Annotated in this window: 12 protein-coding genes; 4 read left to right on the top strand and 8 right to left on the bottom strand. The window is 74.5% G+C overall.

The features are described from left to right. Positions 1 to 236 precede the first annotated feature (236 nt). Positions 237 to 1,727, top strand: a complete 1,491-nt coding sequence (locus KUM39_RS00475; RefSeq protein WP_217783275.1) for an FUSC family protein — start codon at positions 237 to 239, stop codon at positions 1,725 to 1,727. 157 nt (positions 1,728 to 1,884) lie between these two features. After that, positions 1,885 to 2,916, top strand: coding sequence for a lactonase family protein (locus KUM39_RS00480; RefSeq protein WP_217783276.1), 1,032 nt, complete (start codon positions 1,885 to 1,887; stop codon positions 2,914 to 2,916). Between the two features lie 142 nt (positions 2,917 to 3,058). Here the strand turns inward: KUM39_RS00480 and KUM39_RS00485 are convergent, their stop codons facing one another. The 4 genes from KUM39_RS00485 to KUM39_RS00500 all read right to left on the bottom strand — a co-directional run bounded on the left by KUM39_RS00485 (position 3,059) and on the right by KUM39_RS00500 (position 7,132). Next, complete coding sequence (locus KUM39_RS00485) at positions 3,059 to 3,982, bottom strand: sirohydrochlorin chelatase (RefSeq protein WP_217783277.1); 924 nt, start codon at positions 3,980 to 3,982, stop codon at positions 3,059 to 3,061. Positions 3,983 to 4,186: 204 nt separating this feature from the next. After that, positions 4,187 to 5,161, bottom strand: coding sequence for an N-acetylglucosamine kinase (locus tag KUM39_RS00490; RefSeq protein WP_217783278.1), 975 nt, complete (start codon positions 5,159 to 5,161; stop codon positions 4,187 to 4,189). Further along, positions 5,158 to 5,835, bottom strand: coding sequence for a uracil-DNA glycosylase (locus KUM39_RS00495; RefSeq protein ID WP_217783279.1), 678 nt, complete (start codon positions 5,833 to 5,835; stop codon positions 5,158 to 5,160). Before KUM39_RS00495 ends, KUM39_RS00490 begins: the two co-directional genes overlap by 4 nt. A gap of 211 nt (positions 5,836 to 6,046) precedes the next feature. Beyond that, a complete protein-coding gene (locus KUM39_RS00500; RefSeq protein ID WP_217783280.1) occupies positions 6,047 to 7,132 on the bottom strand; it encodes a WD40/YVTN/BNR-like repeat-containing protein in 1,086 nt (361 codons plus the stop codon). Between the two features lie 276 nt (positions 7,133 to 7,408). Here KUM39_RS00500 and KUM39_RS00505 point away from each other — a divergent pair, with 276 nt between their 5' ends. Next, positions 7,409 to 8,014, top strand: a complete 606-nt coding sequence (locus tag KUM39_RS00505) for an Rv1733c family protein (protein WP_217783281.1) — start codon at positions 7,409 to 7,411, stop codon at positions 8,012 to 8,014. Positions 8,015 to 8,141: 127 nt separating this feature from the next. Here the strand turns inward: KUM39_RS00505 and KUM39_RS00510 are convergent, their stop codons facing one another. Beyond that, positions 8,142 to 9,806: a DNA alkylation response protein gene (locus tag KUM39_RS00510; RefSeq protein ID WP_217783282.1), complete on the bottom strand. Its 1,665-nt coding sequence runs from the start codon at positions 9,804 to 9,806 to the stop codon at positions 8,142 to 8,144. A 71-nt stretch (positions 9,807 to 9,877) separates the two neighbouring features. Between KUM39_RS00510 and KUM39_RS00515 the strand changes: the two genes are divergently transcribed. After that, positions 9,878 to 10,636, top strand: a complete 759-nt coding sequence (locus KUM39_RS00515) for a PaaX family transcriptional regulator C-terminal domain-containing protein (RefSeq protein WP_217783283.1) — start codon at positions 9,878 to 9,880, stop codon at positions 10,634 to 10,636. A 49-nt stretch (positions 10,637 to 10,685) separates the two neighbouring features. On the opposite strand, the gene KUM39_RS00520 is transcribed toward KUM39_RS00515, so the two are convergent. The 3 genes from KUM39_RS00520 to KUM39_RS00530 all read right to left on the bottom strand — a co-directional run bounded on the left by KUM39_RS00520 (position 10,686) and on the right by KUM39_RS00530 (position 13,002). Then, a complete protein-coding gene (locus KUM39_RS00520) occupies positions 10,686 to 11,369 on the bottom strand; it encodes a TetR/AcrR family transcriptional regulator (RefSeq protein WP_217783284.1) in 684 nt (227 codons plus the stop codon). Between the two features lie 183 nt (positions 11,370 to 11,552). Further along, entirely contained in the window at positions 11,553 to 12,242 is a 690-nt protein-coding gene (locus KUM39_RS00525) for an HAD family hydrolase (protein WP_217783285.1), read from the bottom strand. Between the two features lie 58 nt (positions 12,243 to 12,300). After that, complete coding sequence (locus KUM39_RS00530) at positions 12,301 to 13,002, bottom strand: phosphatase PAP2 family protein (RefSeq protein ID WP_217783286.1); 702 nt, start codon at positions 13,000 to 13,002, stop codon at positions 12,301 to 12,303. Positions 13,003 to 13,032 lie beyond the last annotated feature (30 nt).

Raw genomic sequence — 13,032 nt, forward strand, 5'->3', positions numbered from 1 at the left:
AGCCGCCATGACGGCCGGAGACGCGGCTGACCTGGGCCGTTGGCATCCGGTATGGCAGCCGGAGTGCTCGTCGATTGAGCCAATGGCCCACTCCTCGAAGTCCGATTTGAGCCATCAGTCCTCCAGGTGCTCTCATGGAGAGGTCGATGGCGCTGCGGAGTCTTCCGTGGCGCCTTTTCCGTGCCGGTGGACCGCCCGAGGGGCGTACCGGCGGCCATCCCAGGGGAGGGACTTCGGTGCTCAAGCGGGTGTTCACGGCTCCGGACCCAGGACGGACACGGCTGCGGTTCGCCGCGCGGGCCGTCCTGGGCATCGGTCTGGCGGTCGTCGCGTGCGGGCTGGCCGGGCAGTCGCTGCCGGGCGCGGTCACCGGCGGGCTCGCCGCGCTGCTCGCCCTCTTCACCGTCACCGACGCCACCGTGCGCCAGCAGGCGGTCACCACCGCGCTGCTGCCCGCCGTCGGCGTCCCGGTGCTGGCGCTCGCGGCCGTGCTGCACGGCGTCCCGGTCGCCCGTGACCTGGCGTTCCTCGCCGTCGTCGGCATCGGCGTCTACGCCCGGCGCTGGGGACCGCGCGGCCACAGCCTCGGTGTGTTCGCGTTCATGATGTTCTTCGTCGCCCAGTTCGTGCATGCCACCCCCGGTCAACTGCCCACGCTGTACGTCGCGTTGCTCCTGTCGCTGCTCTGCGCGGCCGTCGTCCGCTTCGGCCTGTGGTGCTACGAACGCCGCCGTCCCCAGGCCGTACCGCCCGCCCTGCTCAGCGGGACCGGGCTCGCGCGGGCCACCACCCGGCAGGCCGCGCAGGCGGTCGCGGGCGCCGGGTTCGCGCTGGCCGTCGGCCAGGTGGTGTCCGGCCAGCGCTGGTACTGGGCGGTGGGCGCCACCTGGTGGGTCTTCGTGAACACCGCCTCGCGCGGCGAGACCCTGGTACGGGGTTTCCGCCGGGTCCTCGGCACCCTGATCGGCGTCGCCCTCGGCCTGCTGCTCGCGGCGCCCGTGCACGGCGCGCCGGTGCCGACCGCCGTGATCGTCACCGTGGCCGTCTTCGGCATCTTCTACACGGCCGCCGTGTCGTACACGTGGATGATGCTCTGCGTCACCGTCATGGCGTCCATGCTCTACGGGCTCCTCGGCGTCCTCAGCCCCGCCCTGCTGGTGCTGCGGCTGGCGGAGACCGCCGTGGGGGCGTTCGGCGCGATGCTCGCCGTACTGGTCGTGCTGCCCGTCACCACGCACGCCACCACCGACGCCTGGATACACCGCGCGCTGCACGCCGTGCGCGCCTGCACCGCCGAGGCCGCCGCCCGGCTGGCCGGGGCGGTCACCGCCGACCCGGCGCCGCACGTCGCGGAGCTGGAGCAACTGCTGGGCCGGGTACGGCTCGCGGTCGCGCCGCTGACCCACCCGCTGAACCCGCTGCTGGGCCGCAAGCGGCGCGCCCGCCGCGTGCTGGGCCTGCTGGACGACTGCGCCCGCGAGGTGCGCGGCCTGGTCGCGGTGGCCGCCGACCCCGTGGCCTCGCACGACACCCGCCTCACCGACGCCTGCCGACGGGTGGAGACGGCGGTGGAGGCGCTCACCGGGCGGGGTGCCGAGCACGCTCCGCAGCGCACCGACACGCCGTCCGAGCCCGTCCTCGCCCACCTGCACGGCCTGGAACGCGCGCTGGCGGAGCTGGCCGAGCCGCTGCGCGTCCCGCCGGAATCGTCGCTGGTGAGGGCCTGACCGGACGGTACTGCCGTGCCGGACGGGAGCTCCGGGCCCCGCGCGCACCGATCCCCCCTGTGGTCTAGACCGAACGTGATCGACTGCTACCGTCGGCACTGGCTCGACCCAGGAACACGCGACGGAGTTTCGGCGGATTCGGCGGAGAGGGACAGCGGTGGCAGCAGGCAGCCGGCGGCACAGGGCGTTCATCGGTTCGTTCACGGCGGCGGGCGGCCCGGGAATCGCCGTCGCCGACGTCGATCCCGGCACCGGGGCGCTGACCGTCACCGGCGGCCTCGGCCAGCTGCCCGACCCCTCCTACCTGGCCCTGTCCCCGGACGGCGGCATGCTCTACGCGGTCAGCGAGACCGCCGAGGGCGCGGTCGCCGCGTTCCGCGTCGGCCGGGACAAGCCGGAACCCGCGGGTCCGCCCGTGCCGGTCGAGGGCAGCGGTCCCACCCACCTCGCCGTGTACGACGGGCATGTGCTGACCGCCAACTACGGCTCCGGCAGCGTCACCGCCGTACCGCTGCGCCCGGACGGCACCCTCGCCGCACGGCCCTCCGGTGTCCTCCGGCACATCGGCGCGGGCCCGCACGACCGGCGCCAGCGCGGCCCCCACGCCCATCAGGTGCAGGCCGACCCCACCGGGCGCTGGGCGGTGAGCATCGATCTCGGCACCGACTCGGTCCGGGTCTGCGAGCTGGACGCCGGTGTCCCGGTGCTGCACCGCGAGGTCGCGCTGCGGCCGGGTTCGGGGCCCCGGCACCTGGTGTTCCACCCTGACGGGGAGCACGCGTACGTCGTCAACGAACTCACCCCCACGGTCACCGTCTGCCGCTGGGACGCGGGCTCCGGCAACCTCAAGCCGGTCGCGGAGGTCGCCCTGCTGCCCGGCGCCCCGGCGGGCGACGCGTACGCCTCGGGCATCGTCGTCTCGCCCGACGGCCGTTTCGTGTGGGCCGCGACGCGCGGCGAGGACGTGCTGTCCGTCCTCGCCGTCCAGGACGACACCCTCCGCCTCGTCGGCACGGTCCCCTGCGGCGGCCACTGGCCGCGCGCGCTCGCCCACCACGAGGGGTTCCTCTACGTCGCCAACGAGCGCTCGGGCGACGTCAGCTGGTTCGCCGTGGACGAGGCGGCCGGGCTGCCGCGCCGGGACGGCTCGGTGGAGCTGGCGGCGGCCTCCTGCGTCGTCTTCGGCTGAGGCGCCGGGACGGCGGGGCCGCCGAGCAACGGGGCGCGGCCGGGGTCCGAGGCCCGGCGACGGGACAGAGAGAAGGGTCCGCCCAGATGTTCTGGAGCGGACCCTTCCGGGATACGGGGGTACGGGTACGTGCCTCGCGGCTTCAGTGGCTCGGCATGCTCTGGGCCTGCGCCGGGGCGATTCCCAGCGCGGTCGTGTACTTGGCGAGGGCGAGCTTGCCGATCGCCGGGTAGGCGCCCAGCGACTCGGCCACGGAGCAGCCCGCCTCCTCGGCGGCGGCGGCCAGCAGCGCCTGGTCCACCTCGGGGCCGATCAGGTACGGCGCGAGGGCGAGCTGCTGCGAACCGGAGGCGCGGAGCTGTTCGGCGATGGAGGTGATCGCCCCGTCGTCGTCCAGCGCGGCGGCCATCACCGGCACCGCGAGCCGCGCGGCGAGCAGCATGCCGGTGATCCCGGCGGCCTGCACGGCGTCGTCGCCGCCCACCGAGGCGAGGATGATGCCGTCGGCGGCCGTGGCCACGGTGAACAGCCGGGCACGGTCGGCGCGGGCGAGCCCGGCCTCGGACAGCCGCACGTGCAGCGCCTCCGCCAGTAGCGGGTGCGGCCCGAGGACGTCGGTCAGGTCTGCGGCGGCCCTGCTGTCCATGACGGCCTGCCGGATACGGCGCAGCAGGGAGTTGTCGGGACCGGCGAGCAGCGGGACGACGACCGCGACGGGCCCGTCCGGCTCCTTGACGTCGAGTCCGGCGGCGACCGCCTGCTCGAAGCGGGCGGTGCGCTCCTCGGCGGCACGCGCCAGCACGGACTTCAGGCTCGGGAACTCGGCGTCGTCCCCGTCCAGGTAGCCGATGCGGGCGTCCAGGCCGGGAAGCTCGGAGCGGGCGATGCTCACGACCTCCTCGGCCAGGCCGCGCGTACCGGCGCTGGGCGCACCGGGCACCGCGAGGACGAGCGCGGGCGCGCCCTCGGGAGCGACCAGCGGTTCCGGTCGGCGGTGCCTTCCGGGCTGACGGGGTCGCGGCATTCGTACTGGCAGGCCGGACGCGGGCCCAGTGGGGGAGCTCATGGCGCCGCATGTTACTGGCTCACCGGGCCTCCCTGTTCGGGGAGGGTGCGGGTGAGCGTCATCCGTCCGGTTTTGTCTGGTGCGGTGCGCTTGACGAGGAGGTTCTTACTGTCATGTGCCGGACGCGGAACGGCTTTGAGTGCTACGAGGGGTACGTGTCGCCGGGAAACGGGCGCACAGGACAAGGGGGTTGAAAGCGGGGGGTCAGCCCGCCGGTGCGGTGACCACATGGAGGTACGACGGCTCGCGCGGCAGGGCGCAGTTCCAGACGGCCAGTTCGGACGCGATCCGCACCGAGCCGTCCAACGGATCACCCTCGGCCGTCACTTGCCGCGCCTGCGGCAGCCGCCGTGCCAACTCCTCCCGCAACGGGCCGAGAAGCGGCTCACCCATCTTGAACACCCCGCCGGTCAAGGACACTTCGGGTCTGCCGGTCGCCGGGCAGACGGCGGCCATCGACTCCGCCATGCCACGGGCGGCCTCCCGGAGGATGTCCGCGCCCACCGGGTCGTACGGGGCGCAGGCGGCCACGTCCGGCGCGAAGGACGCCAGCACGGCGGCCCGGTCGGTGCGGGGGTAGAGGCGGGCGGGCAACCCCGGCATCGGCCCGAACCGCTCCTCCGCGCGGGCCAGCAGCGCCCCGGAGCCGCCGTCCCGGCCGTCGTGGGCGCGCAACGCCGCCTCCAGCCCCGCCCGGCCGATCCAGGCACCGCTGCCGCAGTCGCCCAGGAGGTGCCCCCAGCCGTCCGCGCGCCGCCAGCCGGTCAGATCGGTGCCGACGGCGATGAGCCCCGTACCGGCGGCGACCACCGCGCCCGGCCGTGAGCCGAGGGCGCCCGCGTACGCGGTCACCGCGTCGGCGGCCAGCGCCACCGTCCGCACCCCCAGTTCGCGGGCGAGCTTGCCGGGCAGTTCGGCGCGCAGCGCGTCGCCCAGGGTGGCGAACCCGGCGGCGCCCACCACGGCCGTCACCAGCCCGTCCACCCCGGACCGTGCCGTCAAGTCGCGTGCCAGAGGCGCGAGTTGGGCCATCAGGTGGGCGGGGTCGATGCCCCGTGGGCCGGTGCGGACGGGCTCCGCGCTCTCCCCGCGCGCCGCCGGTTCCCGGCCCGGTACGCCGACCGCGACCCGCAGGCCGGAGCCGCCGGAGTCCACGGCCAGATAACCGGGCGGGGTCACGGCAGACGCCAGTCCACGGGCTGCCCGCCCTGCTCGGTCAGCAGGTCGTTGGCCCGGCTGAACGGGCGCGAGCCGAAGAAGCCCCGGTCCGCCGACATGGGGGAGGGGTGCGCCGACTCCACGGCGGGCAACCGGCCGAGCAGCGGACGCAGATTGCGGGCGTCCCGGCCCCACAGGATGGAGACCAGCGGCTTGCCCCGCGCGGCCAGCGCCCGGATCGCCTGCTCGGTGACCTCCTCCCAGCCCTTGCCCCGGTGGGCCGCCGGACTGCGCGGAGCCGTGGTCAGCGCCCTGTTCAGCAGCAGCACGCCCTGCCGCGTCCACGGCGTCAGATCGCCGTTGGACGGCTGGGGCAGGCCCAGGTCGGTGCCCAGCTCGCGGTAGATGTTGATCAGGCTGCCCGGCAGCGGTCGTACCTCGGGCGCGACCGAGAAGGACAGGCCCACCGCGTGGCCGGGGGTCGGATAGGGGTCCTGACCGACGATCAGGACGCGGACGTCGTCGAAGGGCTGCTGGAACGCGCGCAGGACATGGGGTCCCGCCGGGAGGTACGTGCGTCCGGCCGCGATCTCCGCGCGCAGGAAGTCGCCCATCTCGGCGACCTTCCCCGCCACGGGTTCCAGGGCCTCGGCCCAGCCGGGTTCGACGATCTCGTGCAAAGGTCGTGGTGCCACGGGATTCACCCTACTGCCGTACACCGACAGGTGATCAAGCAGCGAGCGCGGGTGACCGCGGACGACCGGTCGGTTCGCGGATGTGATCGTTTCCGGTCGGCGGGGTCGGGCCCCGGCCTCGGCGTTCTCGCGGGACCGCCGCCGTGGCACGACCCCGTCCGCGCACGGCCGCCCGGACCCGCTTCCGCCGCTGCCACCCGGCCTGCCCGCCTCACCCGGTCACCGCCGCCCGCACGCACAGTACGTCCGGCAGGTGGGCCCCGATCTGCTCCCAGCTGTCCCCGTCGTCCGCGGACGCGAACACCTCGCCGTTGCGGTTGCCGAAGTACACGCCCGCCGGATCGGCGTCGTCGGTGCACAGCGCGTCGCGCAGCACCGTGCCGTAGTGGTCGCCGGTGGGCAGGCCGCGCGACAGCGGCTCCCAGGTCCCGCCCGCGTCGGTCGTACGGAACACCCGGCAGCGGTGTCCGGCGGGGACCCGGTCGGCGTCGGCGTTGATCGGGAAGACGTAGGCCGTGCCGCCCCGGTGCGGATGTGCGGCCACCGCGAACCCGAACGTCGAGGGCAGCCCCGCGCCGATGTCCCGCCACCGCCGGCCCGCGTCGTCGCTGCGGTACACACCCCAGTGGTTCTGCAGATACAGCCGGTCCGGGTCCTCCGCGTCCCGCGAGACCTTGTGCACGCACTGGCCGAACTCCGGGTCGGGATCGGGCAGGAACACGGCCTGCACACCGGAGTTGGACGGCTCCCAGCTCGCCCCGCCGTCCGTCGTGCGGAACACCCCGGCCGTGGACACCGCCACGGTGACCGTCTTAGGGTCGCGGGCGTCCGTCAGCACCGTGTGCAGCCCCTCGCCGCCCCCGCCCGGCACCCATCGGGACCGCGTCGGATGCTCCCACAGCGGGCGGACCAGCTCGAAGCTCTCGCCCCGGTCCTCCGAGCGGTACAGCGCCGCCGGTTCCGTCCCCGCGAACACCACGTCCGGTTCGGCGGCGGACGGGTGCAACTGCCAGACCCGCTCCAGTGAGGCCCCGGTGTCCTTCGGGAACCTGACGGCCGGGCGCGCGGGTTCGCTCCACGTACGGCCCAAGTCGTCGGAGTGGAAGACCGACGGACCCCAGTGCGCGCTGTCCCCGGCCGCGAGCAGCCGGGGCCGGGGGCTCCGGGTGTCCACCGCGACCGCGTACACCGCCTGCGCGTTGAAGTACGGGCTGTCGTCGAACTCCCAGGCGCCGCCGCGCCGTCGCCCGATGAACAGACCCTTGCGGGTGCCCACGGCGAGCAGTACCTCGGTCATGCCGATCACCTCCGGGACGCCGTCGTCCGGGTAAACCCTCGGATGTCGGCCAGTGTGCACCCCACCACTGACAGCCGCCCCCGCGTGCCGTGTCGCCCCAGGTCACCGGGGGTGTCGTCGGCCGGGTGACGAGATAGGCGCGGTGCGTTGCGGAATGTGCCTGCGCGGAGGGCGCGTCCCGTGCGACCGTCGGAGACGACGGCTCGTCGTGAGCAACGGGCCGGTTCCCCACGTAAGGGAGACCGGTCCGGCCTGTCGGTGCGCTCGGTGAGGAGGATGCCTTTGAAGGCGTTCCGTGGTCCCAAGGTGTGGCTGTGGCGTTGGCGGCGCAACCCGCTCAGACGCCGGGCGGACCTGCTGGAGGGCTGGGTGGTGGTCGCCGTCTGGCTGCTGACCGCGCTGACCGGCGTACTCGCCGGGCTCGGTTCGGCCGGGTCCGTCGAGCGGGGTCTCGCCCGTGAACGCGCCGACTGGCAGCCCGCCGCCGCCCAACTCCTCGCCCGCGCGCCGGGCCGCTCCGCCGACACCGGCGACGACGGGAACGGCGACGCCGACGGCGGCCGGGTCTGGGCGCGGGTCCGCTGGACCGTGCCCGACGGCTCCGCGCACACCGGCCGCACCCGCGTGGAGCCCGGCAGCGCGGCCGGTACGACGGTCACCGTCTGGACCGACTCGTGGGGACACCTCGTGTCCCGGCCGACCACACCCGCCGAAGCCACCTTCCGCGCCACCCTCGTGGGCGGCCTGGTCGGCCTCAGCGCCGCCGCCGTCCCGCTCGTCGCCGGTGAGGTCCTGCGCGGGCGGATGGAACGCCGCCGCCTGGACCGCTGGCAGTCGGAATGGGCACGCCTGGGACCGCAGTGGCGGCGGATGCCGTGGTGAGACCGGGGACGCGGATGGAGGTGCGGGTGCGGGTGCGGCCGGGTGCGGTGGCCGGTGCCCGTCGGGCTGTGGCCCCGGCACCCCGGCCGGAACGCGTTCCCTCCGCCCGGCAGCGCGGCGCCCCGCCTCACATCCCCGGCAGCGCCCGCTCCAGGATGGCGTCCAGGCCGCTGCCCGCCGGAAGCGTGCCGAACGCGTGCCCCCAGTCGCCGTCCAGCCGGGACGCGCAGAACGCGTCCGCGACGGCGTGCGGGGCGTGCCGGACCAGCAGGGACGCCTGGAGGACCAGCGCCATCCGCTCGACCAGGCGGCGCGCGCTCACCTGATCCGCCTCCGCCAACCGCGTGCGCAGCCCGGCCACGGCGGCGTCCAGGCGGGCGTCCGCGCCGTGCGCGAGGCCCAGTTCACCGAACAGCGCCTCCGCCGTCTCCGGGTCCCGGCCCAGCGCGCGGAGCACGTCGAGGGCGTTGACGTTGCCCGAGCCCTCCCAGATGGAGAGCAGCGGGGCCTCACGGTAGTGGCGCGGCATCCCGGAGTCCTCGACGTACCCGTTGCCGCCCAGGCACTCCAGTGCCTCGGCGGTGAACGCCGGACCGCGCTTGGTGACCCAGTACTTGCCGACGGCGGTGGCGATCCGCCGGAACGCACGCTCGCCCTCGTCACCGCGCACCGCCCGGTCTGCCGCGCCCGCGAGCCGCAGCGTCAGCGTCGTCGCCGCCTCCGACTCCAGCGCCAGATCGGCCAGGACGTTGCGCATCAGCGGCTGGTCGATCAGCCGCGCCCCGAACGCGCTGCGGTGCCGGGCGTGATGGCCCGCCTCCACGAGCGACTTGCGCATCAGGGTCGCGGACGACATCACACAGTCCAGCCGGGTGTAGTTGACCATCTCGATGATCGTCTTCACCCCCCGCCCCTCCGGCCCCACCAGCCACGCCACGGTGCGGTCGAACTCCGGCTCCGACGACGCGTTGGACCGGTTGCCGAGCTTGTCCTTCAGCCGCTGGATACGGAAGGTGTTGCGGGTGCCGTCCGGCAGCACACGCGGCACCAGGAAGCAGGACAGCCCGCCCGGCGCCTGCGCCAGCACCAGGAACACGTCGCACATCGGCGCCGACGTGAACCATTTGTGCCCACGCAGCGTGTAAACCCCCTCCTCGGCAGTGGGCGTCGCCACCGTGGTGTTGGTGCGCACGTCGGAGCCGCCCTGCTTCTCCGTCATGCCCATCCCGGCGAGCAGGCCGGGCTTCTGGGACGGAACGCGCAGCTCCGGGTCGTACACCCGGCTGGTCAGCAGCGGCTCGTACACCTTGGCCAGCTCCGGCTGGGCGCGCAGCGCGGGGACGGCGGCGTACGTCATCGACGCGGGGCAGCCGTGCCCGGCGTCCGTGTGGTGCCACACCAGCCCGCCCGCCGTACGGGCCACATGCGCGCCGGGGCGGTCGTCGGCCCAGGGGGCGCCCGCCAGCCCCTCGGCGACGGCGGTGCGCATCAGGTGGTGCCAGCTCGGGTGGAACTCCACCTCGTCGATCCGATTTCCGTATCGGTCGTGGGTGCGCAGCTCCGGCTCGTGCCGGTTCGCCAGCTCACCCCACTCCTGCGCCTCCGCGCCGCCCGCCGCCCGGCCGACGCGCCGCACGTCCTCCTCGGCCCACCCCGCGCCCTCCCGGCGCAGCCCCTCCAGCAGTGCCGCGTCCGTCGAGGCGTCGTACGGCGCGAGGGGCGGGGGCTGGTTGACGACGTCGTGGGTGGCTGCGGACGGGGACGGCGACTGCGGCGCGGAGTGCGGGTCCATGACGCCATGTTGCACTCTTCCTGCGACTGTAGCAATGCTGCAACATCGGGGCGGACGTACAGTACGTGTCCATGCGTGCGAACGAGCAGGTGGAGGCCGGTACCGCCGGGCTCCGGCCGCTGTCGGCCCGGTCGGTCGTGCTGAGTCTGCTGCTCGGCACGCACCCGCCCGAGCTGCCGGTGAGGGATCTCGTCGGCCTGGTGGAGTCCTTCGGGGTCGGCGGCTCCACGCTCCGTGCCGCCCTCAGCCGCATGGTGGCCGCCGGTGACCTGCGCCGCTCCGACGCCGTCTACCGGCTCAGCGACCGTCTGCTCGACCGGCAGCGCCGCCAGGACGAGGCCCTGCGTCCCCGCACCCGCGCGTGGCATGGCGACTGGGAGATGCTCGCCGTCACCGCGACCGGCCGGGGCCCCGCCGAACGCGCCGACCTCCGCGCCCGCCTCGCCGCCCTCCGCCTGGCCGAACTCCGCGAGGGCGTCTGGCTGCGCCCCGCCAACCTGGCCCGCCCGCTCCCCGCCGACCTCGCCGGTTCCGCCCTCACCGCCAGCGCCCGCCCCGACGGCTCCCCGCACGAACTGGCCGCCCGCCTCTGGCCCCTCGGTCCCTGGGCCACGACCGCCCGCACCCTCCTGGCCCGCGCCGCCCACGCCCACACCCCGCCCGCCCGCCTCACCGCCTACGCCGCGGCCCTCCGCCACCTGCTCACCGACCCGGTACTGCCCCCGGAACTCCTCCCGCCGGACTGGCCGGGCGAGGAACTCCGCACGGCGTACGCGACCTACCAGCGGGACCTGTCCGCAGCACTGGAGCGGGGCTCGGGCGGGGCCTGAGGGCGCGGGTCCAGGAGACGGGTTCGAGGCGCGGGTCCGGGGTGCCGTGTCAGGACGCGGTGTCGGACTCCGGTCGGTCGTCCCGGTTCTCCGTGGCGAAGAAGCGGGAGAGGTCCCGGCCGCCGGGGGACTCGGGGGTGCTGCCCGGAGGGACGCCGAGGTCCCAGTCGAGGGCGTAGCGGCCGAAGAGTTCGCGGCGGAGTGCGGGGACGGGCATGGGCACCCCGGGGACGAGGGCGGCGAAGACGGCGCCCATCAGGGCCGCGCGGAGCATGGGGTAGTCGGCGGTGACGTTCTGGGAGCCGTAGCGGGCGACCGTGTCGCCGAGGAGTTCGGAGAGGCGGCGCTGTTCCGGGCACTGGACGAATCCCTCGGCCTGGAGGAGCCCGGCCATGTGCTGGCGCATCAGGGCCGGGTGGTCTTGGGTGAGGCCGAGGATCGCGTCGATGGCGCGGGCCAGCCGCTCCCGGCCGTCCTCCGTGCGCGGCTCGCGCTCCAGCGCCTCCTCCAGCGTGCGGTGCATCAGCCGGTGCACGGCCGACTGCACGAGCTGGCGCTTGCCGGGGAAGTAGTACGAGACCAGACCGCGCGCCGAACCCGCCCGGTCCGCGATTCCGGCCAGCGTCGTGGCCTCGAAACCGCGTTCATCGACCAGTTCCACCGCCGCCTGCAACAGCCGCTCGCGCGAACGGCGGCGCAACTCTTCATTGACCGACGCGCTGCGCGGGGACATCCTGTAACTCCTGCGTTGACTGGCTGGCAGCCAACTATACTCAGGGCGCGGGCTCCCCTCGGGCGGAGTCGGCATCATGCTGCCGTTCGTTCCGGGGCGACGCGGGGGATCGCCTCGGAACGAACGGCTTTCGCATGCCGGTTGGAACGTCGTCTCGGCAAGTCGGTTTCGCGCGAAGGGCGTTCAGCGCGCCTGGTCCAGCGCCGGAAGCAGTCCGTCGGGGCGCTCGTCCACCGGCAGGTGCTCCACGAAGTGCACCCGGCAGCCGAGTTCGGCGGCGCCGCCGTCGGCCTCCTTGCTGTCGCCCACCATCAGCGTCTCCTCCGGCGCGACCCCCAGCCGCTCGCACGCCGCCGCGAACAGCCGTACGTCCGGCTTCTGCACGCCGTACTCGTACGACAGGACGTACGCGTCCACGTACGCGTCGAGGCCGTGCGCGCGGAAGACCGGGCGCAGGTCCCAGCCGATGTTGCTCACCACCGCGATCCCCGCGCCCCGCTCGCGCAGGGTGCGCAGCACCGGCGCCGCGTCCGGGTACGGCGCCCACGCCTCCGGCTCCATGTGCCGTGCGTACAGGGCGTCATGAAGACCCGGCACGGTCATCGGGACCTGCCGGGACAGCCCGGTGAAGGCGGCGCGGTGGGCCTCGGCGCTCTCGTCGCGCACCGCCCACATCTCCGCGAGATCCTCCGGCACCTCCACCGGTGAGAGCCCGCCGGGCTGTGCGCCGACAGCCTCCAACTCGGCCGCCATCCGGACGACTTCGGCGTCGGGAAGGGTGTGACCGGTCGCCGTCAGCGCGGCGCGCAGCCACGAGACGGCGGGCTCGATACGGAACAGGGTCCCGGAGAAGTCGAAGAGGACGGCAGCCATGCGCGCACTCTAGTGCCGCGACCGGAAAGGTTGGCCGGTGAACCTTCCGGTCGCGGCACTAGCGGCGCGGTGAGCGCGCGCCCGTGCGGGTCCGTCCTTCGAGAACCGCCACGGCGACGGCCACCAGGAGCGCCCCCAGCAACCAGCCGCCGACCACGTCGGACAGCCAGTGCACCCCCAGCCACACCCGGGTCAGCCCCACACCCAGCACCGACACCACGGCCACGGCGAGCGCCGTACGCCGTACCGGGCGCGCGGCGCCGTACCGGTGCAGCAGCCACAGCAGCAGCCCGCAGACCACGGTCGCCGTCATCGCGTGCCCGGAGGGGAACGCGGCGTACCGCGCGACCGCGACCGGGTCGGACCAGTGCGGACGCGGGCGCCCCACGGCCGCCTTCAGCGCCTGCTGGACCACGGCCGAAACCGCCACAGTGGTCGCCAGCCACATGGCGGTCCACCACATGGATCTCCGCCACACCAGCCAGACCACGGCCACCACGCACAGCAGTCGCATGGTCAGCGGGTCCCACACCCAGTCCGACAGGACACGGAGCGCGTGGGTCAGCGCGTGGTCGCGGACCGCCGGGCCGTGCGCGCCGCGCGCCACCGCGCCGTCCAGATCCATGAGGGGCCGCCAGCGCGCCGCGACGAGCGCCAGCAGCAGCGCGGAGCAGACGGCGAGCACCACGGCGCCGACGATCGCCCGGTCGCGCGGTTCCCTCCGGTGGGACGGACGGTCGTGCGTCGGCTGGTCGGACATGCGGCGATCTTCGTCCACTCGACGGCCAGT

It is taken from the genome of Streptomyces corallincola (genome assembly GCF_019104725.1).
GTDB classification, from domain to species: domain Bacteria; phylum Actinomycetota; class Actinomycetes; order Streptomycetales; family Streptomycetaceae; genus Streptomyces; species Streptomyces corallincola.